This window comes from Fictibacillus tiangongensis (assembly GCF_048083785.1).
Lineage (GTDB): Bacteria > Bacillota > Bacilli > Bacillales > Fictibacillaceae > Fictibacillus.
Map to the genome: position 1 here is coordinate 1595204 of NZ_CP182294.1, position 23709 is coordinate 1618912.

Here is a 23709-nt window from a genome sequence, read left to right on the forward strand (position 1 = left end):
GGGGTTCGTTATGCAGCTTGTTGACGCTCTATCTAATTGGTTGAGCATTAAAAAAGTACATGAAGAAAGACCCCATGATCTAGCAGCTAAGGAGACTTTTGAATTTTTCACTGAGATCCTTACAGAAGATCATCATGTGAACATTTCTGCAGTAACGACTTCAGGTCCGTTTTACATCGTAATGTATGATGTGAACGGCAAAGAAAACACTGAAAAGTTTTTTATCGACAGCATCGATGCTTTATACGAAGGAATTCAAAGTGAACCAAGATTTAACGAGGAGTACTGATTAATCAGTACTCCTTTTTTTGTTCAATCGTTTAACGAAAAAAGCAATGATGATCGCAAAGAGTATATGGCCGATCAGCCAAATGAGAAAAGGTAACGTTAGTGGGGCTGAAAATGGTTTTTCAACAGCTAAGTGGTAAAGAGGGAAGAACGTGAAAGACATGATTCCGTTGATGATCAAAGAGATCTGATAAGGATGGTTATAAACTTTGCAAATAACATCTACAAAAGCGATAAGGAAGATCGCAATGATGATATGAAGGACAAACTGAAAAGGTTCATTATAGAGAACGAAATCAGGAAGAGTCAGGAAATCAATATTTAATAAAAATGTGTAAAGTTTGATCTCAAAAAGCACTTCTGGAATGTAAAAAAAACAAGCCAGCAGAATGCCGGCAATGGTACCAAATAAAATCCATGAAATAATCCTTATGTTATTACCAATCATTGTTTGTATCCGGGCTTCGATATAATGTGAAATTACCGGTAGCTTCACGCTCCGCGGTTTTTCGCGTTATGCGTTCTCTGCAAGATTCGCACATAAACGTGTGTATAGGACGGTTTCTTAGTTTTTTTGCTAGGGAGCATTCATTTTCAATAACTTCAATCGTATCGCATAATACGCATTTTACACGCATCGTATTTCACCTCTTTCAAACAGTATACCATAAAGAAATTGGAAAATTAAATGAACGATGCTTGGTATGCGAGTAGATATTGTTGTAACAGAAAGTTTTTTATAAAATGCAGTATGGGTAGTTCTCAGGTGAACAAAATTAACGGGATTTCTCAGTAGCGAACACATATCGTTTTATACGAGGTGATTTCTATTTTATCCTAAGAAAGCGGACGTAATGACGAGTATAAAATTTTTTATCCGATTTTCGACAAAACCCTGTGTTAACATATAAAAAAGACTCATGAGCTAAGGCGTCATGAGTCTTTTCGTTTCTCAAAAATCACGTTTCATTCAATCTTTGAGGCTGGTTTTTATCTGATTTTTCTTGTTTTTGTTGCTGGTTTTTAAGCTCTTGTTGTTCTCTTTTTGATAATTGGCTATCGTTTGTTTCCGTTGGAGATGGCTTTTTCGTCTGAATGCTATGAGGTACTTGCGGCATTAATCTTCCAACAATACCTGCTAGCTCTTTCATGATTCCGCCGATCGGATGACCTTGACGGATTTGCTTACCCATCTGACGAAGTCTTTCTACTGTATCAGGATCAGCTGTAACGAGAGCATTCTTTCCGTTTGGATCATTTTTCAATGATTCAGCTACTGAATATTTGATCGATCCAACTTTAGAATTATCAAGCTTTCGATCTACATCAATCCCCACTACGGCATAAGGTCCTAATACAACTGCTGTAGCATCCTCTACACCAGGAATTCCAGTAGCTAATCCTACTAGGTGCCTCGATATCTCTTGAGAGCCTTTTGGTTGGTGAGGCTTTTTGCTGTTTGCCGTTTGGTTCACTTTTGTAAGCCTAGGAGTGTTCTGGTCATTTTGAGCATTATCATTATTATTGTTCATGCAGCCAAAAAGTACGAATATTGCACTAAGAACGGCTGCGATTCGAAATATTTTCAATGACATTCATCCTTCCAGTTCATTTTCGTTATTTTTTGTACATTCTTCTAACTTTATTCCTTTGTACATACATTTTTAATAGGCAGTCCATAAACATGCTTAAGTAACGATCTATAGAACACATTAAGTCAGGAGGCTGAATGTTGAATAAACGATACGTCCTAGATACGAACGTACTGTTGCAGGATCCGTATTCCATACAATCCTTTGGAGATAGTGAAGTAATCATTCCTGCAGTCGTGTTAGAAGAAGTGGATTCAAAAAAACGTTATATGGACGAAATTGGAAGAAATGCACGTGAGGTTTCTCGTTTGATCGATAGAGTCAGACAGAAAGGACAGCTTCATAAAGGAGTTCCACTTGAAAATGGGGGTACCCTTCGTGTAGAACTTAATCATAAATCTTTCAAAAGGCTTCAGGAAACCTTTGTTGAACAAACGAACGATAATCGAATTCTCGCTGTAACTCTAAACCTTAAACAGGAAGAAGAAGAAAAGAAAAGCGGAATCAAAGTTATACTTGTCTCAAAAGATGTGCTCGTTCGTGTAAAAGCAGACGCTCTTGGAATTGAAGCTGAAGATTTTCTGAGCGATCGAGTTATAGACAAGAATGACCAAACGTACACAGGTTACAAAGAAATATATGTACAAGGTGATCTGTTGAATAAATTTTATGAAAAAAATGAACTTCAACTGATCGAGTTGACAGGTCATTCTTTTCATCCTCATCAATTTGTAATCTTAAAAGATGTGTTCAGATCATCGGTTTCTGCTCTTGGAAAAGTCGATGAACACGGGAAGACGTTAAAGCCGCTTCGATATGATTCAGAACAAATATGGGGAATTCGAGCAAGAAATGTGCAGCAAAAGATGGCTTTCGAGTTACTTCTCAGAAAAGATTTACCCCTCGTGACGCTGATCGGTAAAGCTGGAACAGGAAAAACACTGATTACTCTCGCGGCAGCTCTGCTTCAAACAGAAGATTTAAAGGATTATATAAAACTGTTTATCGCTCGTCCGATCGTTCCGGTGGGAAAAGATATTGGATACTTGCCTGGGGAAAAGGAAGAAAAATTAAAACCGTGGATGCAGCCAGTCTATGACAACTTAGAATATTTATTTAATACAAAAAAATCAGGAGAACTTGAAAAGATCCTAGCTGGAATAGGTTCTATTCATGTTGAAGCCCTGACTTATATACGTGGAAGAAGTTTGCCAGACCAATTTATTATCATTGATGAAGCACAAAATTTAACGAAACATGAAGTGAAGACCATCTTAACAAGGGTAGGTGAAGGCAGTAAGATCGTTCTTTTAGGGGATCCTCAACAGATCGATCACCCTTATCTTGATGAGTTTACGAATGGATTAACGTATGTAGTAGAGAAGTTTAAAGATCAAGCGCTGAGTGGTCATGTTCGTCTAGAAAAAGGAGAACGTTCATCTCTAGCTCAGATCGCTGCTGACCTATTATAGATAATGTGAATGATTAGTAAAAAGACAGCCCATATATGAGCTGTCTGTATTTTCAATTAAAGAATAGTTACGGCTGTAATGTATTTGATCGGATTTTCTTTGTTACGCCCATCACCAAAATAAAAATGAACAGGGCCGTCTTCTTTAAGCGGTTTCCCATTATTTGAAAAGGCGAAATAGCCGTTTTGAGCTTCCTCAAGTGTGATTTCAACGCTGCCGTCCCCTGACTCTATCCTAACTTTTTCAGCGTCAGGGTGCGGTTGTGCGTTATAGATAAAATAAGATAAAGAAATGGCGAATGAACTTGTTAACAGTGTTTCTTTCAAAGTGCTCTTTGTGCTTTGTTTCTTTTGTTCTGAAGGGGGAACAGCGCCTTCCTGTAATTCGCGGTCCCAGTGTGCAGATACTTCTTTTAAGTATTTTTCTTGCTCGTTTTCCTTCGATTTATCTAAATCGAATAATGTGTGTAAATCCTCTTTTCTATCATCAAAAATCCATACACCTGGATCTAATGTAAGGGGATAGTTTACTTTTCCGTTTAATGCAACGATGAATTCCATATAAACCTCCTTGAATTTGAAAACGCTATGAAAAGCATAGCACGATTATAAGAATACTGTAATATGTTGATTTTTTTTATGCAAACCTTTATATTTAAAGGTAGAAATCGTGTCGAACGGAGGGATGATCATTGTCAGCTGAGATGGCAACTGGACATCGGGAAAGGGCATTTGAACTATTAAAAGCAGATGCAGACAAAATCCTGAAACTAATTGAAGTTCAAATGGAAAACTTAACAATGCCACAATGTCCCCTCTATGAGGAAGTATTGGATACGCAAATGTTTGGTTTATCCCGTGAAATAGATTTTGCAGTCCGTTTAAACCTGGTCGAAGAAGAGGCAGGTAAAAAGTTATTAGAATCACTTGAAAAGCAGTTAACTGCTTTGCACGATGCATCAATGAAAAAATGATCGACACCCAGTCCGAGAATGTAAATTGGACTGGATTTTTTTATATACATACATTTGTTTGCATGTTCTTGTGAAAGTTGATCTCTAGTATAAGTTCCGCATTTCCGGAGTGACATTCTCAATAATGAGAGAATGTTCATCAAAAAGCCGACACATCCTTCGAAATAGTATAAGAAGCTGAAGCTGTAGAGTTGTATGATAAATAAAAAAGGTTTATGTGTTACAATATCTAATAATTATAAAGATGCAGTTTCAAGACTTCACAAGAGAGGAGAAAGGTGAACAACGTGAAAAAAGCAGTAAGACCCTATGACTATTCGTTGATAGTAGCCGTACTATTATTGTGCAGTGTTGGATTAGTCATGATCTACAGCGCGAGTATAGGGGTAACGATCAATAAATACGATTACAGCAGCAGCTTTTTCTTTACAAGACAACTTGTCTTTCTGCTAGTTGGGCTTGGACTCATGTATTTTACCATGAGGTTCAATGTTCAAATCTATAAGAAGCTAATGATGCCTATCGTCGTCTTCTCAATTCTAATATTGATATTTGTTTTATTGTTCGGACGAGAAGTAAACAATGCGAAAAGCTGGTTATACATAGGTCCGATCGGTATTCAGCCTGCTGAATTTATCAAGCTGACCCTAGCAATCTATTTGGCTGCGATCTATTCAAAGAAACAAGGAAAGATGCAAGATTTCAAAAAAGGAGTCATCCCGCCACTAACGATTTTTGCTATCATGTTTCTGTTGATTTTAAGGCAGCCAGACTTAGGGACAGGCATTATCGTTTCGGGTGTTGCTGGAGTGATTCTGTTTTGCTCCGGAATAAAATTCAAACATATTTTTTCAATGGCGGCTTTAGCGGGTATCGTAGGATTAGGTATATTCCTTCGTTTAACACCTGAGCAGCTTTCCCGTTTTGATGCAGCTTTTGCGCCCTTTAAAGATCCTGCGGGCGACGGATATCAGCTCGTGAATGGATATATCTCAATCGCTGCAGGTGGAATGACAGGATCAGGTCTAGGTGAGAGTATTCAGAAATATGGATTCCTTCCAGAACCGCATACTGATTTTATCATTGCCATCATCGCAGAAGAGCTTGGTTTTATCGGAGTATTTTCAATCATCGCTTTGTTAGGGTATATCGTTTTAAAAGGATTTTATATTGGCATGCAGAGTAATGATACATATTCAAGTTTATTAGCTTTTGGTATCGCTGGAATGATAGGTATTCAAACAGTGGTCAATCTAGGTGCGGCAGTAGGCTTATTACCTATTACAGGTGTTCCGTTGCCATTTATTTCGTACGGGGGCTCATCCCTTCTGTTGTTTCTAACATCAATGGGGATTCTCATAAATATTTCTGCAAAAGTAAATCTGAACAAAAAAGTGCCTGATAGAAAGCCCGAAGTAAACAGAAAGATAAAAGCTATCATGTAACGGTAAAAGGAGAGGAACTTGTATGAGTAGAAAAATCAGCAAAGTCTTAGTAGCAAACCGAGGAGAAATTGCAATTCGAATTTTCAGAGCTTGTACCGAACTAGATATACGAACAGTAGCTATTTATTCAAAAGAAGATACGGGATCTTATCATCGTTATAAAGCAGATGAAGCCTATCTTGTAGGTGAAGGTAAGAAACCGATCGATGCTTATCTTGATATCGAAGGCATTATTGAAATCGCTAAAACGAATGGTGTTGACGCAGTTCATCCAGGATACGGTTTTTTGTCGGAAAACAAAGAATTTGCAGAGCGTTGTCATGAAGAAGGAATCATTTTTATTGGTCCAAATCAAAAACACCTCGATGTTTTCGGAGATAAAGTCAAAGCTAGACAAACGGCTATTGATGCTAACATCCCGGTAATTCCAGGGAGTGATGGACCAGTTAATAGTCTTTCTGAAGTGAGAGACTTTGCTTTGAGCAATGGTTTTCCGATCATCATCAAAGCTTCTATGGGTGGCGGTGGACGAGGAATGCGTATCGTCAGAAGTGAAAACTCTTTGGCAGAAAGTTACGACCGTGCCAAATCAGAAGCAAAAGCCGCGTTCGGCAAAGATGAAGTATATGTTGAAAAATTCGTAGAGAACCCAAAACATATTGAAGTACAGATCCTTGGAGATCATGAAGGCAATTTAGTGCATCTGTATGAGCGTGACTGTTCAGTCCAAAGAAGACATCAGAAGGTCGTTGAAGTAGCACCAAGTGTTTCTCTATCTGATGAGCTTCGTCATGATATTTGCGAATCTGCTGTATCTTTGATGGAGCATGTAGGATATATCAATGCAGGTACCGTTGAGTATCTAGTAACGCCAGACGGCAAATTTTATTTCATAGAAGTAAATCCGCGCGTTCAGGTTGAACACACGATTACGGAGATGGTCACTGGGATCGATATCGTTCAATCGCAAATTCTAATCGCTGAAGGATACCCGTTACACGGAAAAGAAATTGGTATTCCAAAACAAGAAGATATTTATTGCCATGGTTATGCGATTCAATCACGTGTAACAACAGAAGATCCTTCTAATCAGTTCATGCCTGATACAGGTAAGATCATGGCTTATCGTTCTGGTGGAGGATTTGGTGTCCGATTAGATGCTGGTAATGGATTCCAAGGCGCTATTATTACGCCTTTCTATGATTCTTTACTCGTAAAAGTGTCTACGTGGGCATTATCGTATGAGCAAGCCGCTTCTAAAATGTTAAGAAACTTAAAAGAGTTTCGTATTCGTGGTATCAAAACAAACATAGCTTTCCTTGAGAATGTAGTCACACACCAAAAGTTTTTGTCAGGTGATTATGATACTTCTTTCATTGATACAAGCAGTGAGCTCTTTGTTTTTCCAAAGCGTAAAGATAGAGGAACAAAGATGCTTTCTTATATTGGTGCGACTACCATCAATGGATTTCCGGGACTCGCCAAGCAGGGGAAACCTAATTTTGCTAAACCTCGTATTCCAAAAATAAAGCAAACAGAATCGATTCCTAATGGAACGAAGCAATTGTTAGACGCTGAAGGGCCGGAGGCAGTGGCTCGCTGGATAAAGGATCAAAAGAAACTATTACTTACGGATACTACGTTCCGTGACGGTCACCAATCCTTGTTGGCGACTCGTGTTCGTACGAATGACCTTCTTCATATTGCTGAGCCGACTGCAAGGTTATGGCCAGAGATGTTCTCACTCGAGATGTGGGGTGGAGCAACATTTGATGTTTCTTATCGTTTCTTAAATGAAGATCCATGGGATCGATTAATTAAACTGAGAGAAAAAGCTCCGAACGTCTTGTTCCAAATGCTGCTTAGAGCTTCTAACGCGGTAGGATACAAAAACTATCCAGATAATGTTGTTGAGGAGTTTGTTAAAAAGTCAGCAATGGCAGGAATCGATGTATTCCGAATCTTTGATAGCTTAAACTGGGTAGAAGGCATGAAAGTTGCGATCAGGGCTGTTCGAGAAACAGGAAAGATCGCGGAAGCTGCAATCTGCTATACAGGAGATATTTTAGATCCGAACCGCACGAAATATGATTTGAAATATTATGTGAATCTCGCAAAAGAGCTTGAAGCAGAAGGGGCACATATTCTAGCTATTAAAGATATGGCTGGGCTTTTAAAACCTCAAGCTGCTTATGACCTTGTATCAGCGCTAAAAGAAGCGGTTGATATTCCGATCCATCTTCATACGCATGATACGAGCGGAAACGGTATCTATACTTACGCTAAAGCGGCTGAAGCAGGTGTTGATATCGTAGATGTTGCTGTAAGTTCAATGGCCGGACAGACATCTCAGCCGAGTGCAAACTCACTATATTACGCATTAGCAGGAAATGAAAGACAACCAGATTTGAACATTGATCATGTTAAAGACTTATCTTCTTATTGGGAAGATATTAGAAAATACTATTCAGGTTTTGAAAGTAATTCGGCTGCACCAGACCCGGAAGTATATGAGCATGAGATGCCAGGCGGGCAGTTTAGTAATCTACAGCAGCAAGCAAAAGCAGTTGGTCTTGGAGACCGCTGGGATGAAGTGAAACAGATGTATCGTAGAGTGAATGATATGTTTGGCGATGTTGTTAAAGTTACTCCATCATCAAAAGTTGTCGGTGATATGGCTCTCTATATGGTTCAGAACAATTTAACAGAAGATGATGTATATGATCGAGGAGAATCCTTGGATTTCCCAGACTCTGTAGTAGAATTCTTTCAAGGGTACCTAGGGCAGCCGTATGAAGGTTTTCCTAGGGAACTGCAGCGCATCGTATTAAAAGGTAGAGAACCTCTGTCAGTGAGGCCGGGAGAGCTTTTAGAAGCGGCTGACTTTAATGACATCAAAGAAACGTTATTCCATAAGATTAATCGCCAAGTTACAAGTTTTGATGTTTTGGCGTATGCGTTATATCCGAAAGTATTCTTGGATCGGGAGAAGATGTATTCACAATTTGGTGATATTTCAGTTCTTGATACCCCAACGTTCTTCTACGGAATGAAACTTGGAGAAGAGATTGAAGTCGAGATTGAACAAGGTAAGACTTTAATCGTGAAGCTCGTTTCAATCGGTGAAGCACAGAATGATGGGTCACGCGTTCTTTACTTTGAACTTAATGGTCAATCGCGTGAAATCGTAGTAATCGATGAGAGTGCAAAAGTAACCGTATCAGCAAAACAAAAAGTAGATCCTTCGAACCCTGCTCAAATTGGTGCGAGTATGCCAGGAACGGTGATCAAGGTTTTAGTTGAAAAAGGAGAAAAGGTTAAAAAAGGTGATCATCTGATGATTACTGAGGCCATGAAGATGGAAACTACCGTTCAAGCTCCTTTTGATGGAACCGTTAAAGAGATCTCTGTTCAAAACGGGGAAGGAATCGCTGCTGGCGATCTTTTAATAGAGTTAATTAAGTGAAAATAAAAAGCTGTTTTCGTAAAATTTGTTGCTCTTGGAAGTGTAGATTTCCGTTACAGGCTGCTCGCTTTCCACGGGGCTGGCCGTGAGCCACATTCGTACGTTTCACTCTTAAGTGTCTCACCGTCTAGTTGCAGTGGCTAGCCCCTCGAGGTCAAAAGTTAAACGGTCTGTGATGAGCAAATTGCGCCTTCATAGCCCATTCAACTTTTGCTTGTCGGGGCTGAACGAGCCACTTCCACTTTTCAAACTGCCCGCCTTAAGAAGTTCCTTGCTCCTGCGTCTACAAGTGATGCTTCGTAGTAAGCTTCCTCGTCGCATGCCTTGCAAGGAGTATCTCATGTGGTAGGCACGCACCTTTGACTCCAATCAATTTTCAAAGGTGACAAGGAGTTCAAAGCAACAATCATTTAGAAAACAGCGAAATAAAAAACCAAGGTGCAAAACTGCACCTTGGTTTTTTTTGATTTACTTTCGATATACGATTAACGCTAAGTAACTCAGCGTTCCAAACAAGAAGGAAATGATCAATCCATGACCAAGGGCTACGAATAAGTTTAAGTTGGAATAAACGATCAGTGCTCCAGATACACCTTGAAGAATAACAAATAATAGAGCGAACTGAAATCCTTTTGTTACTACTTTTTGATCGCTATAGTATTTTCGAGCGTGATACCATGCATAAACGATCCAAATAAACAATACGATAGCAGCGATACGATGCAAGAGATGTATGCTTGCTTGAGATCCAATCGTTGCGAATATGGTTCCATTGCAAAGAGGGAACTCAGGACCACACCCCATGCTCGAGCCAGTATGTCTTACAAGTGCACCTGTGTATACAACAGCATACAGATATGCGAATAACCAATAGATGTTCTTTTTAAATGCTGGCGAAACTTTCGCGATAAAAGGACGGTTAGGATCTTCAAAAGAAAGAATCGCTATCAAAAGAACACTTGCGAACGAAACGAGCGAAAATCCGAAATGGGATGCAAGAACAGCCGAAGATTGACTCCAAATAACGGCAGCGGCTCCTAGAAGACCTTGAAGGATAATAAAGAATACAGCTGATCCAGCCAAAATCTTTATTTCTTTTCTATGTGGATCTCGTCTCCAAGCCCAAATCGCGAGTATGATTACGAGAAGGCCGAGCCACGCTGATACAAAACGGTGACTCACTTCAATAATCGTTTCTAGTTTAGGTGCAGTAGGCAAGATTTCTCCATAACAGAGAGGCCATGAGTTACCGCATCCGTCACCTGAGCCTGTTTTTGTTACAACAGCTCCCATAAGCAAGACGAGTAACATACCTAACGAAGTAATAATAGAATAAATCTGATAAAATCTTTTCAATTCATTCACCTGCTTTTTTGTCCAATAACCGTTCACAAATTTGTAATATTTTCAACAAGTAATACAGACACCCGCATCGTACAGATAATATAAGATAGTGTCTATATTAGTCGAAGTATACAAAGCACTTGATTTGTTTTATAATGTTAAAGGACATTTTCTTTATATATCACTATCCTATCATATAGGTAAAACGTTCTACTTTACATATTGTGAACAGATGAAGACATTTTTTTACCGTTGATTTTAGAGTCAAGCCCATATAGAATGAATGAGGGCTTAAATAACAGCAAAAGCAAGAATTGGAACATTTTACTCTAAAAGGAGGTGTATCTGTTGAGCAAAACTCCAACTGCATATGAAGTTGCTAACAAAGTAATGGAACCTGGACCTCTATCTGAAGCGAATCCTACAGGCACCTGGAAAGATTTTTTGACCATCGCGAAGCTCGGGATCGTTATGAGTAACCTGATTACGACATTTGCTGGATTCTTTCTAGCTTTAAAATATAACAATCTTTTATTTTCCGACAAGATTGGTGATTTAGTTCTTTGTATTTTAGGTGCAGCATTAGTTATTGCAGGTGGCTGCTGCTTAAATAACTATATTGATAGAGATATTGACCAGCTGATGGAACGTACGATTGAGCGGCCGACAGTTACAGGCAGGATCAGTGCGAATCAAGTTCTTTGGGTAGGTATTATTCTTTCCGCAATCGGAACAGTTATGCTTGCCATGACAACATTAACGGCAGCGGTAATGGGATTGATTGGACTGTTTGTATATGTTGTCGTTTACACGATGTGGCTCAAACGAACGCATTCTATTAATACGGTAGTCGGAGGTATATCTGGAGCGGTACCGCCATTAATCGGTTGGGCGGCTGTAGATGCAAACCTTCATTGGGTTGCATGGATCTTATTCTTAATCATGTTTTTATGGCAACCACCACACTTTTTAGCGCTTGCGATGAAACGATGTGAAGATTATAGAAAAGCTGGTATTCCAATGCTTCCTGTTGTATCCGGTTTCGCATTAACGAAACGCCAGATGATCTGGTATGTAGCCGCATTACTTCCTGTGTCTCTTTACCTGTTCGAATTTGGTATCGTCTACTTGATACTGGCTGCTGTGTTAGGAACAGGTTGGCTGATTCTAGCATTATCAGGGCTCAAGACAAAGGATGACATGAAGTGGGCTCGTATGATGTTCGTATATTCGTTGAATTATATGACCATTATGTTTGTTGCTATGATCTTAGTGAACATATAGATTTTATACTGGAACAGCGCGATTGTGCTGTTCCTATAATCGCCTTTACATAAAAGGGCTTTCATTAAAAAGTATAGATGAAGGCTTATCGTTAGTAAGCACTCATAAGAGTGAAACTCCTAGTTTTATAAACAAAACTTGTAACACGTAAGATTTATTTTTTTGCTATTTCCATTCAAATAACCTCTTTATTTGAATTGAATAGATAGAACATTCAGTCAAAACAGACTACAACGAGAAAGTGGGGTATATGTAGTGATGAAAAAATGGCTACAAAAAGGGCGTTTTCTTTCCTTATTTGCCATGTTGGCTCTTCTTTTGATGGGGTGCGGAGATCCGACTCTATCAGCTTTAATTCCGCAAGGTGAAGTTGCTGACAAACAGTTCCAGCTGATGCTGATCTCTATTAGTATTATGATTCTGGTACTGGTGGTAGTTTTCGTTCTTTATGCATTCGTATTATTAAAGTTTAGAAAGAAAAAAGGTGACAATTCTACACCTAAGCAAGTGGAAGGTAACCACATGCTTGAACTATTATGGACAGTTATTCCGATTCTTTTGCTTATCATCTTAGCTGTACCAACTGTAATGAGAACGTTTGAATTCTCTGCAGATGCTAAACCAGCTTCAAAGAACGAGTTAAGCATCAAGGTTACTGGACACCAATATTGGTGGGAGTTTGAATATCCGAAAGAAGAATTAATCACTTCTCAAGAATTGGTTCTTCCGGCAGATACGAAAGTTCACGTTGAATTATCATCTGCTGATGTTATTCACTCTTTCTGGATTCCTTCACTAGCAGGTAAGACCGATACAAACCCTGGTGATAAAAACAAGAACTACATGTGGTTTGATACGGGAAGTAAGACAGACGTAGTGTACAAAGGGAAATGTGCTGAACTTTGTGGTGCATCCCATGCTTTAATGGACTTTAAAGTAAGAGTTGTTTCTAAAGAAGACTACAAGAACTGGGTTGCGGGGTATAAAGCGGCTGACGACAAATCTTCTGCTAATGCTGATGGACAACAAGTCTTTGAAAAGAACTGTTTATCTTGTCACGCTGTTGGACAAAACGGCGGGAACACAGGACCTAGCTTAACTGGTTTTGGGGATAAAGACCGTGTAGCAGGTATCTTAGAACATGATAAAGAAAATCTGAAAAAGTGGATCAAGGACCCTCAAGAAGTTAAACCAGGCAACAACATGCCTAAAGTAAATCTTTCTGATGAGGAAATTGATGCTGTTTCAGATTACTTGTTAGGTCTTAAATTGAAATAGTCTTAAGCATTGCAAAAAAGGAGGTTACACCGTGGCAACTCACGAAAGTCACAAAAAGAGAAGTGGGTTAATGGATTGGCTCACTACCGTTGACCATAAAAAGATCGGTATTCTGTATCTTTTGGCTGGTGGCTTCTTCTTCTTAATCGGAGGACTTGAAGCAGTTTTAATGCGTATTCAACTTATGGAACCAGACAGCAAGATTTTCACTGGTGAACTTTATAATCAATTGTTAACAATGCATGGAACAACGATGATCTTCTTGGCAGCCATGCCGATCATCTTTGGTTTCATGAATGCGATCGTTCCTTTACAGTTAGGCGCTCGTGACGTGGCGTTTCCTTATGTAAACGCAGTCGGATTCTGGTTATTCTTCTTCGGGGGAGTACTTTTGAACTTAAGTTGGTTCTTAGGTGGTGCTCCTGAAGCTGGATGGACAGCTTATGCACCTTTATCAACGGTAGCAGAAGATACGGGTGTTGATTTCTATGTACTCGGTCTTCAGATTGCCGGAGCAGGTACTCTTGCAGGTGGTATTAACTTCCTTGTAACGATTATTAACATGCGTGCACCTGGTATGACATTCATGCGTATGCCATTGTTCACATGGGCTTCATTTGTTACATCTGGACTTATTCTTTTCGCATTCCCTGCACTTACAGTAGGATTCTTCTTACTAATGTTCGAACGTGTATTTGATGCTAATTTCTTTAATCCAGATATGGGTGGTAACATATTAATCTGGGAACATATTTTCTGGATCTTTGGTCACCCGGAAGTATATATCTTAATTCTTCCAGCATTCGGTATTATCTCTGAAGTAATTTCTACATTTTCTAATAAGCGTTTGTTCGGTTACAGCGCAATGGTTTTTGCGACTGTACTGATCGGATTCTTAGGATTCATGGTTTGGGTTCACCACATGTTTACTGTTGGTTTAGGACCTGTAGCTAACTCAATCTTCGCTGTAGCAACAATGGCGATCGCGATTCCGACTGGTGTTAAGATCTTTAACTGGATCTTCACAATGTGGGGCGGACAGATTCGTTTCTCGACAGCTATGCTTTTTGCAGTTGGATTCGTACCAACTTTCGTAATGGGTGGAGTAACGGGTGTTATGCTATCTGTACCTGCTGCTGACTATCAGTATCATGACAGTTATTTCGTAGTAGCTCACTTCCACTATGTTATCGTTGGTGGTTTGATTTTAGGATTATTCTCAGGTCTATACTATTGGTACCCGAGAATGTTTAACCGCGTTTTGAATGAAACACTTGGAAAGTGGAACTTCTGGTTGTTCTTTATTGGTTTCCATTTAACGTTCTTCCCTCAGCACTGGTTAGGACTAATGGGGATGCCTAGACGTGTTTATACATATATGTCTGGCCAAGAACTTGACGGAGCAAACTTTGTAAGTACGATCGGTGCGATTCTTATGGGTGCAGGAACTGTTGTTCTTTTAATCAACATCATCATTTCTGCATCATCTAAATATGCAACAACAAAAGACCCATGGGATGGACGTACACTAGAATGGTCTATGCCGGTTCCAACACCAGAATACAACTTCGCTCAAACACCACTCGTTCGTGGACTTGATGCATTGTATGTTGAGAAAACAGCTGGTAACGGAGAAATGACACCTGCAGAACCTGTAGGAGAAATTCATATGCCAAATGGGTCGATTCTTCCGTTCATTTTATCTCTAGGCATGTTCATTTCAGGCTTTGGTTTTATCTATTCGAACTGGTACGTAGCAGGAGCTGGATTAGGGCTAGTATTGATCACCATGTTCCTACGTTCTATTATTGATGATCATGGGTATCATATTCATAAAGAAGAAGTTGAAGCAGACATTAAAGGGGGTAGAGCTTAATGAATGCTGGAGAACGTTTAACAGATGCGAATTTCCCTGCACATCCTGAAAAAGCTACCCTTGAAGGTAAGAATAAATTTTTAGGATTCTGGTTATTCCTTGGTGGAGAAACGGTTTTGTTTGCAACACTTTTCGGGACATATCTTGGTCTTAGAAATATGCATTTAGACGGCCCTTCTGGGGCAGAACTATTCTCACTGCCATTAGTATTCCTAGCTACAATGCTGCTACTAACTAGCTCACTTACGAGTGTGTACGCAGTACTTTCTTTAAAGCAGAACAAGGTACGTTCATTACAAGGCTGGTTCCTCGTAACGTTATTATTAGGTCTTGGATTCTTAGGTCTTGAGATTTATGAGTTCATACATTATGTTCATGAAGGACATACGTTTACAAGTTCTGCGTTTGGTTCAGCTTTCTATACGTTAGTAGGTTTCCACGGAGCCCACGTATTGTTTGGAATTCTATGGATCACAACGTTGTTAGCTAGAAACTGGAACAGAGGGATTACATTATCTAATGCTCCAAAGTATTATTTGTTTGCTCTATATTGGCACTTTGTCGATGTTGTATGGGTATTCATTTTTACCGTTGTTTATCTAATGGGAAAGGTAGGCTAAACTCATGGCTAATCACACACAAAACCCTGAAACTACCGTTCATCGTCACGAAGAGATTCAGCGTAAGCTTGCCTTGAAAGAGGAGCGTAAGCATCATAACGTTTCTTTTGTCATGATGATTCTTTTAACGATCGTTGCATTTTTTGCGATCTGGAGCGACAAGATTAGTGATTCATTTGCTGTTTTGTTTATCCTCACATTGGCAGTTGTTCAAGTATTCTTCCAGCTATATGTTTGGATGCACTTAAGCCACAAAGGACATGACTTCCCAATCTGGGGTATGGCAAGTGGTATATTGGTTGCAGCTATTACAGTAGCTTCCTTAATGGGACTTATTTGGACATCGTAATCAAGGAAGGGCTGCATCTTGTATGCAGCCCTTTTTATTTGTTACAATATTACGAATTGTCACTATTATTCCGTACAAGTACCAACTATGATTGATATAGTGTTTATGGGTACTTTTATAAAGGAGATGACATTCATGCATCATAATCACCATGTTCATCATACTAGTTTGAGTGATTATAACTGGTACGAGCTTTTTCCGCCTTCTATATATGTTTTAGCCATTATTCTTGCGTTCGTTTACTTTCGATTTTTTGCGCGAGATAAACAAGGTAAGAAGCTAGCGACAAGATGGCAGCAAACTTCTATGATCGCTTCACTTTTGTTAATGATTATTATAAAAGGAACGCCTGTTCAGGTTTTAGGACACAATTATTTATTCAGTGTTCATATGGTACAGATGGCCGTTCTTTATTTAATGATCGCACCACTTATGATACTTGCGATTCCTGAAGTGAAATGGAAAAATTGGTTAAGTAAGAGAACAATTTTCACACGTATTTTTCATTTCCTCACGAAGCCGTTGCTTGCGCTGCTAATCTTTAATGCTGTATTTTCTTTGTATCATATTCCGTTAGTGTTTGATGCCGCGGTTTCAAACCCTTTCATTCATTATGGGTATCATGCCTTGTTGTTAATTACAGCTTATACGATGTGGTGGCCGGTTCTTTGTCCGGTTAAAGAGCTTGATACATTGTCAGATATCAAGAAGATCGGATATGTGTTTGCAAATGGTGTTTTAATGACTCCAGCATGTGCGTTAATCATGTTTGCAGACTTCCAGCTTTATGAAACGTACAGAAACGTACCTCAATTGTATGAAACGATGACGCCTAAAGAAGATCAGCACGTAGGTGGAGTTACGATGAAAATCTTCCAAGAGGTTATCTATGCATTCGTACTAGGATTGATCTTTACGCGATGGGTTAAAAAAGAACGTCTGCGTGATAAAGCTGACCTAGAGTTAATAAAAAGACAAAATAACCAATTGAAACCTGAATTAAAGTAACCGGCATCTTGCGGGTTATTTTTTTTGTGTGAATCTGTATGATTGCAAACCACATGCATCTAGAGAATATCTCTTCTCAAGCTTTTTCAAAAAAGCGAAGCATCTAAAACCATGAATCTACCACTTATATGAGCAAAAAAAATTCCTAATAGAGACCAATAAAATCACAACAAAAAAAAGAAATTGCTCGTTGGTGTCGAAATATAAAGTAAAGCCGAGTAGAAAGGAAAGAAAAAATCATGAGAATCAGTGCCAGACAAGCCGCTAAAAAATTTATAGAGTCTCGTTATCCAAACTGTGATGTAGCCTATCTGGCTGGCAGTGTTGTTAGGGGCGAAGAAACAGAGAGCTCTGATTTAGATATAATCATCATAGATAGTTCTGTAAGTGAGTCATATCGAGAATCACTTACAGAGTATGACTGGCCGATCGAGGTTTTTGTTCACAACATGTTTACTTACAAACGTTTTTTTAAACAAAATATCGACAGAGCAAGACCCTCTCTCCCTCAAATGTGTGCTGAAGGTATTATTCTTCAAGATACTGGCCAGGCTTCTCGAATAAAGAATGAAGCTTTGCAGCTATTAAAAGCAGGGCCAACGCCATGGAAAACAATTGAGATCGAGCAAGCACGATATTTCTTAACCGATCTATTAAACGATTTGGAAGGGTCAACGAATGTTTTAGAAGATTTATTTATCGTTTCAAAACTCGCTGATCGAACACATGAATTTGTGTTACGTGTTAATGGACACTGGATCGGAGAAGGAAAATGGATTCTTCGTGCTTTGAAAGAATACAATGAACCGTTTGCAGAACAGTTCGCTTTAGTATTTAATGATTATTATTCCAATCGTATAAAATCAAAAGTTATTGAATTTGTTGACGAAGTTATCGCTCCATATGGTGGCAGGCTATTTGAAGGGTATTCCTCTCAGTCACCAGAAAGAGCTGCTGAATAAGAAAAACCCCTCATCGAGGGGTTTTTTTAAACGTGCAATTCAGTATGAAGTGCTTCAATTAATTTGTTGCATTGATTAACAACGTGTTTTGGGAATACTTCATCATATTCCACACCGTGAGGGTAATAATGTTTCCCTACATAAGGTGTTCCAAGTTCAACTTTAGCGTGTGGAGTTTCAGTTTCTGCCTCAATAACATGACATGGGAATCGGAAATAATAAACATCACCGTTCGTCATGTCTTCAAATTTGTAGTCATATGTAATACGTTCATAATCCCATTGGCCAGCACGGATCATGCCATGGTTTTCCATCACATGTTCTAAAAGTGAAAACTCAACAACCTTCCCGTTTAAGCCGCTTTCTTCAAATTTCATTGTGAAACCTCCTAGGAATTCAATAAAAAAATAAAAATCACTTCTTAATGATATTATGAAAGCGCTAAAGATGCAATCATTGTCAAAAGTGCGCATATTTGTTTTTCTTTCGTAAAGCATAAAGAAGAACAGATTTCCATTTTAGAGGAGGTAAGGATTTGAAAAAGGTAAGTGAGATCATGACGAGGAATGTTGATTTTGTTACACCATTGGACAATGTTTATGAAGTAGCGGTAAAGATGAAGAAGGATGATGTAGGTGTGATTCCAGTCTGTGAGAATGATCAAATCATAGGAGTCATCACAGACCGAGATATTGTCGTTCGAGGAGTTGCTGAAAAACGTCCAGGCTCTACAAAAGTAACAGATGTAATGAGTGAAAATCTGTATACAGGTTCTCTAGATATGACGGCAGAAGAAGCTGCAGATCTTATGGCAGAGAAACAGATCAGAAGGCTCCCAATCGTCGAGAACAATAAGCTTGTAGGAATTATTTCTTTAGGAGATCTATCACTGGCTAAAGAGAGTGACTCTGCAGCGGGACATACCCTTACACAAGTTTCAGAGCAACGGGATCAAATTCAATAATTTATATCGATGGTATAAAACGGTTCCATTTAAATTGGAGCTGTTTTATTTTTGAAACCGTTCATCCAAATATATACCCTCTATGCTAAACTAAGAGAAGAAGAAAGTTATAGGGGGAACCACTATGCGAGGATTGGTTACTTTTTTCCTATCCGTTTTTATATTAATCGGTTTGTTTTTTTATGATGTTCTGCCAGAATTTACGGTCGAGAAAGAAAAGCCTGATACAAAAGTAGAGTACATAGAAGAATCACTTAAGATCCCTGAGGATGCTGTTTCAAACTGGGTAGGTAAAGATATAGCAGCATTTAAGAAGCAATGGGGAGAACCTGAGAGAATCGATCCATCAAGTTATGGCTATGAATGGTATATCTATGGAAACAAGAGTCCAAAAGGGTATCTTCAAGCAGGTGTTGAAAACGGTAAAGTAGTTACGCTGTTTGTTATTGGATCTGATGTAAACACTTCACCCTTCACAATCGGAGAGAATTCAAACACGATCATTCAGAAGTTTCCGATTGAGAGTGATATTACCATTAATGATGGAGAAGATTTTTTTAGATTTGAATTATCTGAGCAAGAAGTAATGCTACGTCCGCTTATTAAATTGAATGATACTGTTTGGGTACAGCTTTATTTTGATAAATTTACGAATCAGCTTTCAAGTGTACGATATACTACTTCAGATGTATTGTTAAAACAGAGACCTTATTCTATAGTATATCGAGGCGATCTGCCACCGCTTGGACAATTGAACGATGATGAACAGAATAAAGTGGATCAATCTGAAGAACAACAAGTTTTTGAGTTAACGAACATCATCCGTCTAAAATATGAAAAAAATCCGTTGGAATGGGATGAAAAGACATCTGAGATAGCTTATCTCCATTCTAAAGATATGTTGGATCAGCAATATTTTTCCCATGAGAGTAAGGATGGAAGAACGCTTTCAGACAGGCTGCAGCAAAAAGATGTAAAGTTTCTGCAAGCAGGTGAAAACATAGCAGCAAACTATACGGATGGCATTGCAGCTGTTGAAGGATGGATGAACAGTGAAGGTCATAGAAACACATTGTTAAACAATGAATATACTCATCTTGGAGTAGGTGTAGATAATAAGTATTACACCCAAAATTTTTTGGTGCCTATGGAGTAAATTGATCGTGTAAGGCTGAACCTTAATAGGTTCAGCCTTTTTTAAAATTTTTTAATTTGTGTCTTATTCAGCAAGTTTAAAGAACGTTCCCGAAGCCGATGCGATCAACGTACCGGTTTCGTTGCGTACCTTTCCATCCATGCGTACTAATTGTCTGCCATTATGAACGACTTCAGCACGGCATATAAACAATTCTCCAACACCTGGTGTTAAATAATCAACTTTTAGTTCTACAGTTACAGCTCCTCTTTTATTACCTGGAACTAGACTTGCCATAGTGCCCATTGCTGTATCTAAAAGGGTTGCAGTAAGACCGCCATGTAATATTCCAATTGAATTATCAAGTAAGGGCGTATTAGGCATCTCCATTTCTAGTGTGTGGTCGTTGATTCTAATCGTTTTAAGATCTAATAAAGAAGCAATGTGTGTTAAATGGTCCTTTTCTCTTTTTAATTTTAAACTGTCCAAAAAAAGTTTCATGACCTTTTGCTCTTGCTCATTACTGGTTTCAAAGAATTCTTTCCACTCGTCCTTAATATCCAATATTCTCTCCCTCAATCTTTTTTTATTTTTATTGTACCTTTTTGGGCGGATGAGAATAAAGTAAACAGAATCAACTTTGCACGCATTCTAAAAAATGGGCGCACCAATTTATGGGCACTTATGTATCATGTAGTAAACATCATTCGTCAGTGGATGGCTGGGGGTGGATTCTGTGGTAAAGACTGATATAGAAAGTTTCAAGGAGTTCGTTCATAAACATCCTGATTTAATTAAGGAAGTGAAGAAGAATAAAAGGCCTTGGAAAGAGGTTTATCAGGATTGGATCGTTTTGGGTGAAGAACATGAAAGCTGGAATCAGTATGCAAAAGACAAAGACAAAGAAAAAAAACAAGACGAACGCTCTAAGTCTGATAAGACAAGAACAGAACTTACAGTTGGGGATATTGTTGCTGGTTTAAGTAAACTTCAAATCAACGATGTACAAAAATATTTATCTCAATTTGGCAGTCTGATGGATGCGGTTCAAGAACTATTACAGCAATTTAACAATCAGTCTGACAGACCGAACCAGCTGCCTGAGAAGAGAATGAATGATTATCCTTCATACAGGGACTAAAAGGATGTGTGCGGCGTGCGAAGAGAGATCCTAGAGTATTTGAATACAAGACCTGACTTGAAATATTATATAAGAGAAAAACCAGAGTGGTATAGGAAATTAAGTAGAAACCCTTTTTCAGTATCTGAGCTGGAAGAGGGTGCGAAAGTGTTTTACGGACGTACTTTCGGGCAGAGAGTAGATCGCTTTCATCAACAGGTACAAAATTTTGGACTGTTAATGGAATTAATCTCTGTAATGGGTGACGAAGTAAAAGGGAGTAGTGCTCCTGTGCCGAATGATTTTCAGCCGATGCCAGACTCTCTTAACAACGGTTAAGGAGTCTTGAGGGATAATAAAAAGAAAAAAGGAAAAAACTACTTCTATAAGGAGTGGTTTTTTTATGAAAATAAGAAACAGACGGATCTATACAGGCAGTCTTTTAGTTGTCATAGTGTTTACGCTGTTTATGATAACCAAATTATATGAAGGATTCTCCGAGACAAAACTTCAAGAATCAAAAGCTGTTGAGGTATCTGCTTCGTATCCCATAATGGATAAAGACTGGGCGGTTAACTATCATGTAAAAAAACAGCGCATCTATTTTGAAAATATTATTTCAAGGTTCTCATTCCAAGGAGGTCTAACGAAGACACCTGGTAATAAGGACGGATATATTGCCGTTTTTGTAAACAATAAGTGGAAGATGAATGCTAATCAATCTATGTTCATCTTAAAAAATATGAATCCTGGTAAACATAGAATTACTTTGCAGCTGAAGAAAAAGGATGGATCTGATTACGGAATTAAGAAAAACATAGTCGTTCAAGTTCGATAACTCTTCGATATTAGAAGAGTTTTATTTTTTTATAAAGACGGCTATGCTTTTAAGTCCAGTCAATATCCGCTATAATAGATTAGAAACCTCATACCTAAAGGGAGGTGTGACGTATGAGTTTAGACCAAAGTGTATTGCTGGAAGAATCTCTGGCATTAGCAGAGATGGTTGCCGATTCCAGTGTTGCAATAGCATATAGAGAATCAAAATATAACCTAGAGCAAGATGTAGAAGCACAGAAAATGATTGCTCGTTTCGCCAAGATGAAAGAACAGTATGAAGAAGTACAGCGTTTTGGTAAATATCATCCTGATTTTCATACCGTTTCAACACAAGTTCGTACACTTAAACGAGAGCTTGATTTCCATGAAAACATTGCTCAATTTAAGAAAGCAGAAAAAGAACTTGAGAATTTATTGATGGAGTGCAGCAAAATCATTGCATACAGTGTATCTGAGCAGATTAAAGTCCCAACGGGCAATCCTTTCTTTGACGAGAGCTCTTGCAGTGGTGGATGCGGTTCTGGTGGATCTTGCGGCTGTGCTTAAACTCAGTCTTTAAACCGGATGCAATCAAAGCATAAGTTACCACAGCAGAACATTTTTTCTTGCGGAACTAAAAAACGCATTCGGTACACATGAAGATTTTCTTCTGATCTTACAAATGTAAGGTTCAATGTTAGCCGTTTCCCTTTCATAGCTTTTACGGCATGTTTTTTTACAGAATCGGTTGTATGATCGATTAAAAACTGTGGAGAAACTGTTACATATATGAAAGGGATACCGGCCATCATTTTTCTTTCAACATGAATGATCATAGGATCTTGTTTCATACGATCTATAAACTGTTCCCAAATGTTGTTTAAGTCCAATCTGCATCACTTCCTATTAAGGAGTATTCATTTATTAGTTCAATTTAAGTATATAAAAGGGGCTTTAATTATGATAGGTAATCGTCGTGGGCTATCTGTATTTCTTCATTCATTAAAGTTTTCAAAACAGTTAAGGCGCTATGGAAATGTACATTATGTCTCTAGAAGGTTAAAGTATGCTGTTCTGTACTGTGATGGAAACAAAATAGACGAAATAGCAGCAAAGCTGGAATCCTTACATTTTGTGAAAGAAGTAAAAAGGTCTCATAAACAAGAGATCAAGACAGAATATGAAAGTAAAATTGTTGATAAAGCAAAAGAATATGATTATAAGATGGGGATTTAAAAGACAGGCCGCTAATAAAAATAGCTGCCTGTTTTTTTATGAAATCTGTAACTATGTTAACGGCGGGATGAGATAGTTTAAGCGAAGAATCCCTGTTAAATAGTGAAAAAAGAGTTCAGTTTCAGCAAAATCTGTTGATGGTTTTACGTCAAATGTTATCACTTCTTTATTTAATTCAGCCGCTTTCGCCTCAAATAGATCAATTCGTTTCGAAGGATAGGGTACTCCTTCTCGACAAATGTATAGTGGCTGAAATTTTCCTTCAGAAGCAGGGTGAAGTACGGCAACTAATGACGCGTACATTTTATCTTCTTTTTTAACTTTTAGGCACAATAACTGCGAGATACGCTCGTTGTTCGTTTCCATGATCTCAAGGAGTTCATAAAGATCTGAATACCCTTCTCCAAGCTCAATAAATCGTTGAATCATCATTCAATCCCCTTTCTATAAAACAATGTAGCACAATCATCTATCTGCT

Annotated in this window: 28 protein-coding genes; 19 read left to right on the top strand and 9 right to left on the bottom strand. The window is 38.5% G+C overall.

Going from position 1 to position 23709, the window contains the following annotated elements; all coding sequences use genetic code 11:
* Positions 1-10: 10 nt before the first annotated feature.
* Positions 11-289 (top strand): hypothetical protein, encoded by a 279-nt coding sequence (locus tag ACNJYY_RS08735; protein WP_144701006.1) that lies wholly within the window; start codon positions 11-13, stop codon positions 287-289.
* Here ACNJYY_RS08735 and ACNJYY_RS08740 read toward each other — a convergent pair whose 3' ends face one another.
* The 3 genes from ACNJYY_RS08740 to ACNJYY_RS08750 form a co-directional block, all read right to left on the bottom strand.
* On the bottom strand, positions 290-736 hold the full coding sequence (locus ACNJYY_RS08740) for a hypothetical protein (protein ID WP_416731415.1): 447 nt from the start codon (positions 734-736) through the stop codon (positions 290-292).
* Complete coding sequence (locus tag ACNJYY_RS08745; RefSeq protein WP_144701002.1) at positions 726-926, bottom strand: YlaI family protein; 201 nt, start codon at positions 924-926, stop codon at positions 726-728. Before ACNJYY_RS08745 ends, ACNJYY_RS08740 begins: the two co-directional genes overlap by 11 nt.
* A 321-nt stretch (positions 927-1247) precedes the next feature.
* The gene (locus ACNJYY_RS08750) at positions 1248-1877 is read right to left on the bottom strand and encodes a YhcN/YlaJ family sporulation lipoprotein (RefSeq protein ID WP_416731416.1); all 630 of its coding nucleotides are present in this window, start codon (positions 1875-1877) and stop codon (positions 1248-1250) included.
* 140 nt (positions 1878-2017) lie between these two features.
* Here ACNJYY_RS08750 and ACNJYY_RS08755 point away from each other — a divergent pair, with 140 nt between their 5' ends.
* Complete coding sequence (locus tag ACNJYY_RS08755; protein WP_416731417.1) at positions 2018-3352, top strand: PhoH family protein; 1335 nt, start codon at positions 2018-2020, stop codon at positions 3350-3352.
* A 56-nt stretch (positions 3353-3408) separates the two neighbouring features.
* On the opposite strand, the gene ACNJYY_RS08760 is transcribed toward ACNJYY_RS08755, so the two are convergent.
* The gene (locus ACNJYY_RS08760; protein ID WP_416731418.1) at positions 3409-3912 is read right to left on the bottom strand and encodes a peptidyl-prolyl cis-trans isomerase; all 504 of its coding nucleotides are present in this window, start codon (positions 3910-3912) and stop codon (positions 3409-3411) included.
* A gap of 143 nt (positions 3913-4055) precedes the next feature.
* Between ACNJYY_RS08760 and ACNJYY_RS08765 the strand changes: the two genes are divergently transcribed.
* From ACNJYY_RS08765 to pyc, 3 genes are all read left to right on the top strand, one after another.
* Entirely contained in the window at positions 4056-4325 is a 270-nt protein-coding gene (locus ACNJYY_RS08765; protein WP_370568668.1) for a YlaN family protein, read from the top strand.
* Positions 4326-4603: 278 nt separating this feature from the next.
* Positions 4604-5770, top strand: a complete 1167-nt coding sequence (ftsW, locus tag ACNJYY_RS08770) for a putative lipid II flippase FtsW (protein WP_416731419.1) — start codon at positions 4604-4606, stop codon at positions 5768-5770.
* Between the two features lie 22 nt (positions 5771-5792).
* Positions 5793-9236, top strand: coding sequence for a pyruvate carboxylase (pyc, locus tag ACNJYY_RS08775; RefSeq protein ID WP_416731420.1), 3444 nt, complete (start codon positions 5793-5795; stop codon positions 9234-9236).
* Between the two features lie 468 nt (positions 9237-9704).
* On the opposite strand, the gene ACNJYY_RS08780 is transcribed toward pyc, so the two are convergent.
* Positions 9705-10592 (bottom strand): COX15/CtaA family protein, encoded by an 888-nt coding sequence (locus tag ACNJYY_RS08780; RefSeq protein ID WP_416731421.1) that lies wholly within the window; start codon positions 10590-10592, stop codon positions 9705-9707.
* Between the two features lie 378 nt (positions 10593-10970).
* Between ACNJYY_RS08780 and cyoE the strand changes: the two genes are divergently transcribed.
* The 7 genes from cyoE (at position 10971) to ACNJYY_RS08815 (ending at position 17957) form a co-directional block, all read left to right on the top strand.
* A complete protein-coding gene (cyoE, locus tag ACNJYY_RS08785; protein ID WP_066399927.1) occupies positions 10971-11864 on the top strand; it encodes a heme o synthase in 894 nt (297 codons plus the stop codon).
* Positions 11865-12122: 258 nt separating this feature from the next.
* Entirely contained in the window at positions 12123-13142 is a 1020-nt protein-coding gene (gene coxB, locus ACNJYY_RS08790) for a cytochrome c oxidase subunit II (RefSeq protein WP_191755277.1), read from the top strand.
* A gap of 31 nt (positions 13143-13173) precedes the next feature.
* Positions 13174-15018 (top strand): cytochrome c oxidase subunit I, encoded by a 1845-nt coding sequence (gene ctaD, locus ACNJYY_RS08795; protein WP_318243561.1) that lies wholly within the window; start codon positions 13174-13176, stop codon positions 15016-15018.
* Positions 15018-15638, top strand: a complete 621-nt coding sequence (locus ACNJYY_RS08800; RefSeq protein ID WP_144700988.1) for a cytochrome c oxidase subunit 3 — start codon at positions 15018-15020, stop codon at positions 15636-15638. Before ctaD ends, ACNJYY_RS08800 begins: the two co-directional genes overlap by 1 nt.
* 4 nt (positions 15639-15642) lie before the next feature.
* The gene (locus tag ACNJYY_RS08805) at positions 15643-15987 is read left to right on the top strand and encodes a cytochrome C oxidase subunit IV family protein (protein WP_066393364.1); all 345 of its coding nucleotides are present in this window, start codon (positions 15643-15645) and stop codon (positions 15985-15987) included.
* 135 nt (positions 15988-16122) lie between these two features.
* Positions 16123-16995 (top strand): cytochrome c oxidase assembly protein, encoded by an 873-nt coding sequence (locus ACNJYY_RS08810; RefSeq protein ID WP_416731422.1) that lies wholly within the window; start codon positions 16123-16125, stop codon positions 16993-16995.
* 239 nt (positions 16996-17234) lie between these two features.
* Positions 17235-17957: a nucleotidyltransferase domain-containing protein gene (locus ACNJYY_RS08815; protein WP_416731423.1), complete on the top strand. Its 723-nt coding sequence runs from the start codon at positions 17235-17237 to the stop codon at positions 17955-17957.
* A gap of 26 nt (positions 17958-17983) precedes the next feature.
* On the opposite strand, the gene ACNJYY_RS08820 is transcribed toward ACNJYY_RS08815, so the two are convergent.
* Complete coding sequence (locus ACNJYY_RS08820) at positions 17984-18334, bottom strand: YugN family protein (protein WP_144700984.1); 351 nt, start codon at positions 18332-18334, stop codon at positions 17984-17986.
* Positions 18335-18492: 158 nt separating this feature from the next.
* Between ACNJYY_RS08820 and ACNJYY_RS08825 the strand changes: the two genes are divergently transcribed.
* Positions 18493-18921, top strand: coding sequence for a CBS domain-containing protein (locus tag ACNJYY_RS08825; RefSeq protein ID WP_416731424.1), 429 nt, complete (start codon positions 18493-18495; stop codon positions 18919-18921).
* Positions 18922-19045: 124 nt separating this feature from the next.
* Positions 19046-20077 carry a CAP domain-containing protein gene (locus tag ACNJYY_RS08830; RefSeq protein ID WP_416731425.1) on the top strand — a complete coding sequence of 344 codons (1032 nt, stop codon included), beginning with the start codon at positions 19046-19048 and terminating at the stop codon, positions 20075-20077.
* A 63-nt stretch (positions 20078-20140) separates the two neighbouring features.
* On the opposite strand, the gene ACNJYY_RS08835 is transcribed toward ACNJYY_RS08830, so the two are convergent.
* On the bottom strand, positions 20141-20620 hold the full coding sequence (locus ACNJYY_RS08835; RefSeq protein ID WP_416731426.1) for a PaaI family thioesterase: 480 nt from the start codon (positions 20618-20620) through the stop codon (positions 20141-20143).
* A 172-nt stretch (positions 20621-20792) separates the two neighbouring features.
* On the opposite strand from ACNJYY_RS08835, the gene ylbD reads away from it, so the two are divergent.
* From ylbD to ACNJYY_RS08855, 4 genes are all read left to right on the top strand, one after another.
* A complete protein-coding gene (gene ylbD, locus ACNJYY_RS08840) occupies positions 20793-21197 on the top strand; it encodes a spore coat protein YlbD (protein ID WP_416731427.1) in 405 nt (134 codons plus the stop codon).
* Positions 21198-21212: 15 nt separating this feature from the next.
* Positions 21213-21515, top strand: coding sequence for a YlbE-like family protein (locus ACNJYY_RS08845; RefSeq protein ID WP_416731428.1), 303 nt, complete (start codon positions 21213-21215; stop codon positions 21513-21515).
* Between the two features lie 64 nt (positions 21516-21579).
* The gene (locus ACNJYY_RS08850; RefSeq protein ID WP_416731429.1) at positions 21580-22014 is read left to right on the top strand and encodes a hypothetical protein; all 435 of its coding nucleotides are present in this window, start codon (positions 21580-21582) and stop codon (positions 22012-22014) included.
* A gap of 113 nt (positions 22015-22127) precedes the next feature.
* Positions 22128-22562 carry a YlbF family regulator gene (locus ACNJYY_RS08855; protein WP_144700970.1) on the top strand — a complete coding sequence of 145 codons (435 nt, stop codon included), beginning with the start codon at positions 22128-22130 and terminating at the stop codon, positions 22560-22562.
* A 2-nt stretch (positions 22563-22564) separates the two neighbouring features.
* On the opposite strand, the gene ACNJYY_RS08860 is transcribed toward ACNJYY_RS08855, so the two are convergent.
* Complete coding sequence (locus ACNJYY_RS08860) at positions 22565-22885, bottom strand: hypothetical protein (protein WP_416731430.1); 321 nt, start codon at positions 22883-22885, stop codon at positions 22565-22567.
* Positions 22886-22955: 70 nt separating this feature from the next.
* Between ACNJYY_RS08860 and ACNJYY_RS08865 the strand changes: the two genes are divergently transcribed.
* Positions 22956-23231 carry a YlbG family protein gene (locus ACNJYY_RS08865; protein WP_066245799.1) on the top strand — a complete coding sequence of 92 codons (276 nt, stop codon included), beginning with the start codon at positions 22956-22958 and terminating at the stop codon, positions 23229-23231.
* 51 nt (positions 23232-23282) lie between these two features.
* On the opposite strand, the gene ACNJYY_RS08870 is transcribed toward ACNJYY_RS08865, so the two are convergent.
* Positions 23283-23660 carry a methylthioribose kinase gene (locus ACNJYY_RS08870; RefSeq protein ID WP_416731829.1) on the bottom strand — a complete coding sequence of 126 codons (378 nt, stop codon included), beginning with the start codon at positions 23658-23660 and terminating at the stop codon, positions 23283-23285.
* Positions 23661-23709 lie beyond the last annotated feature (49 nt).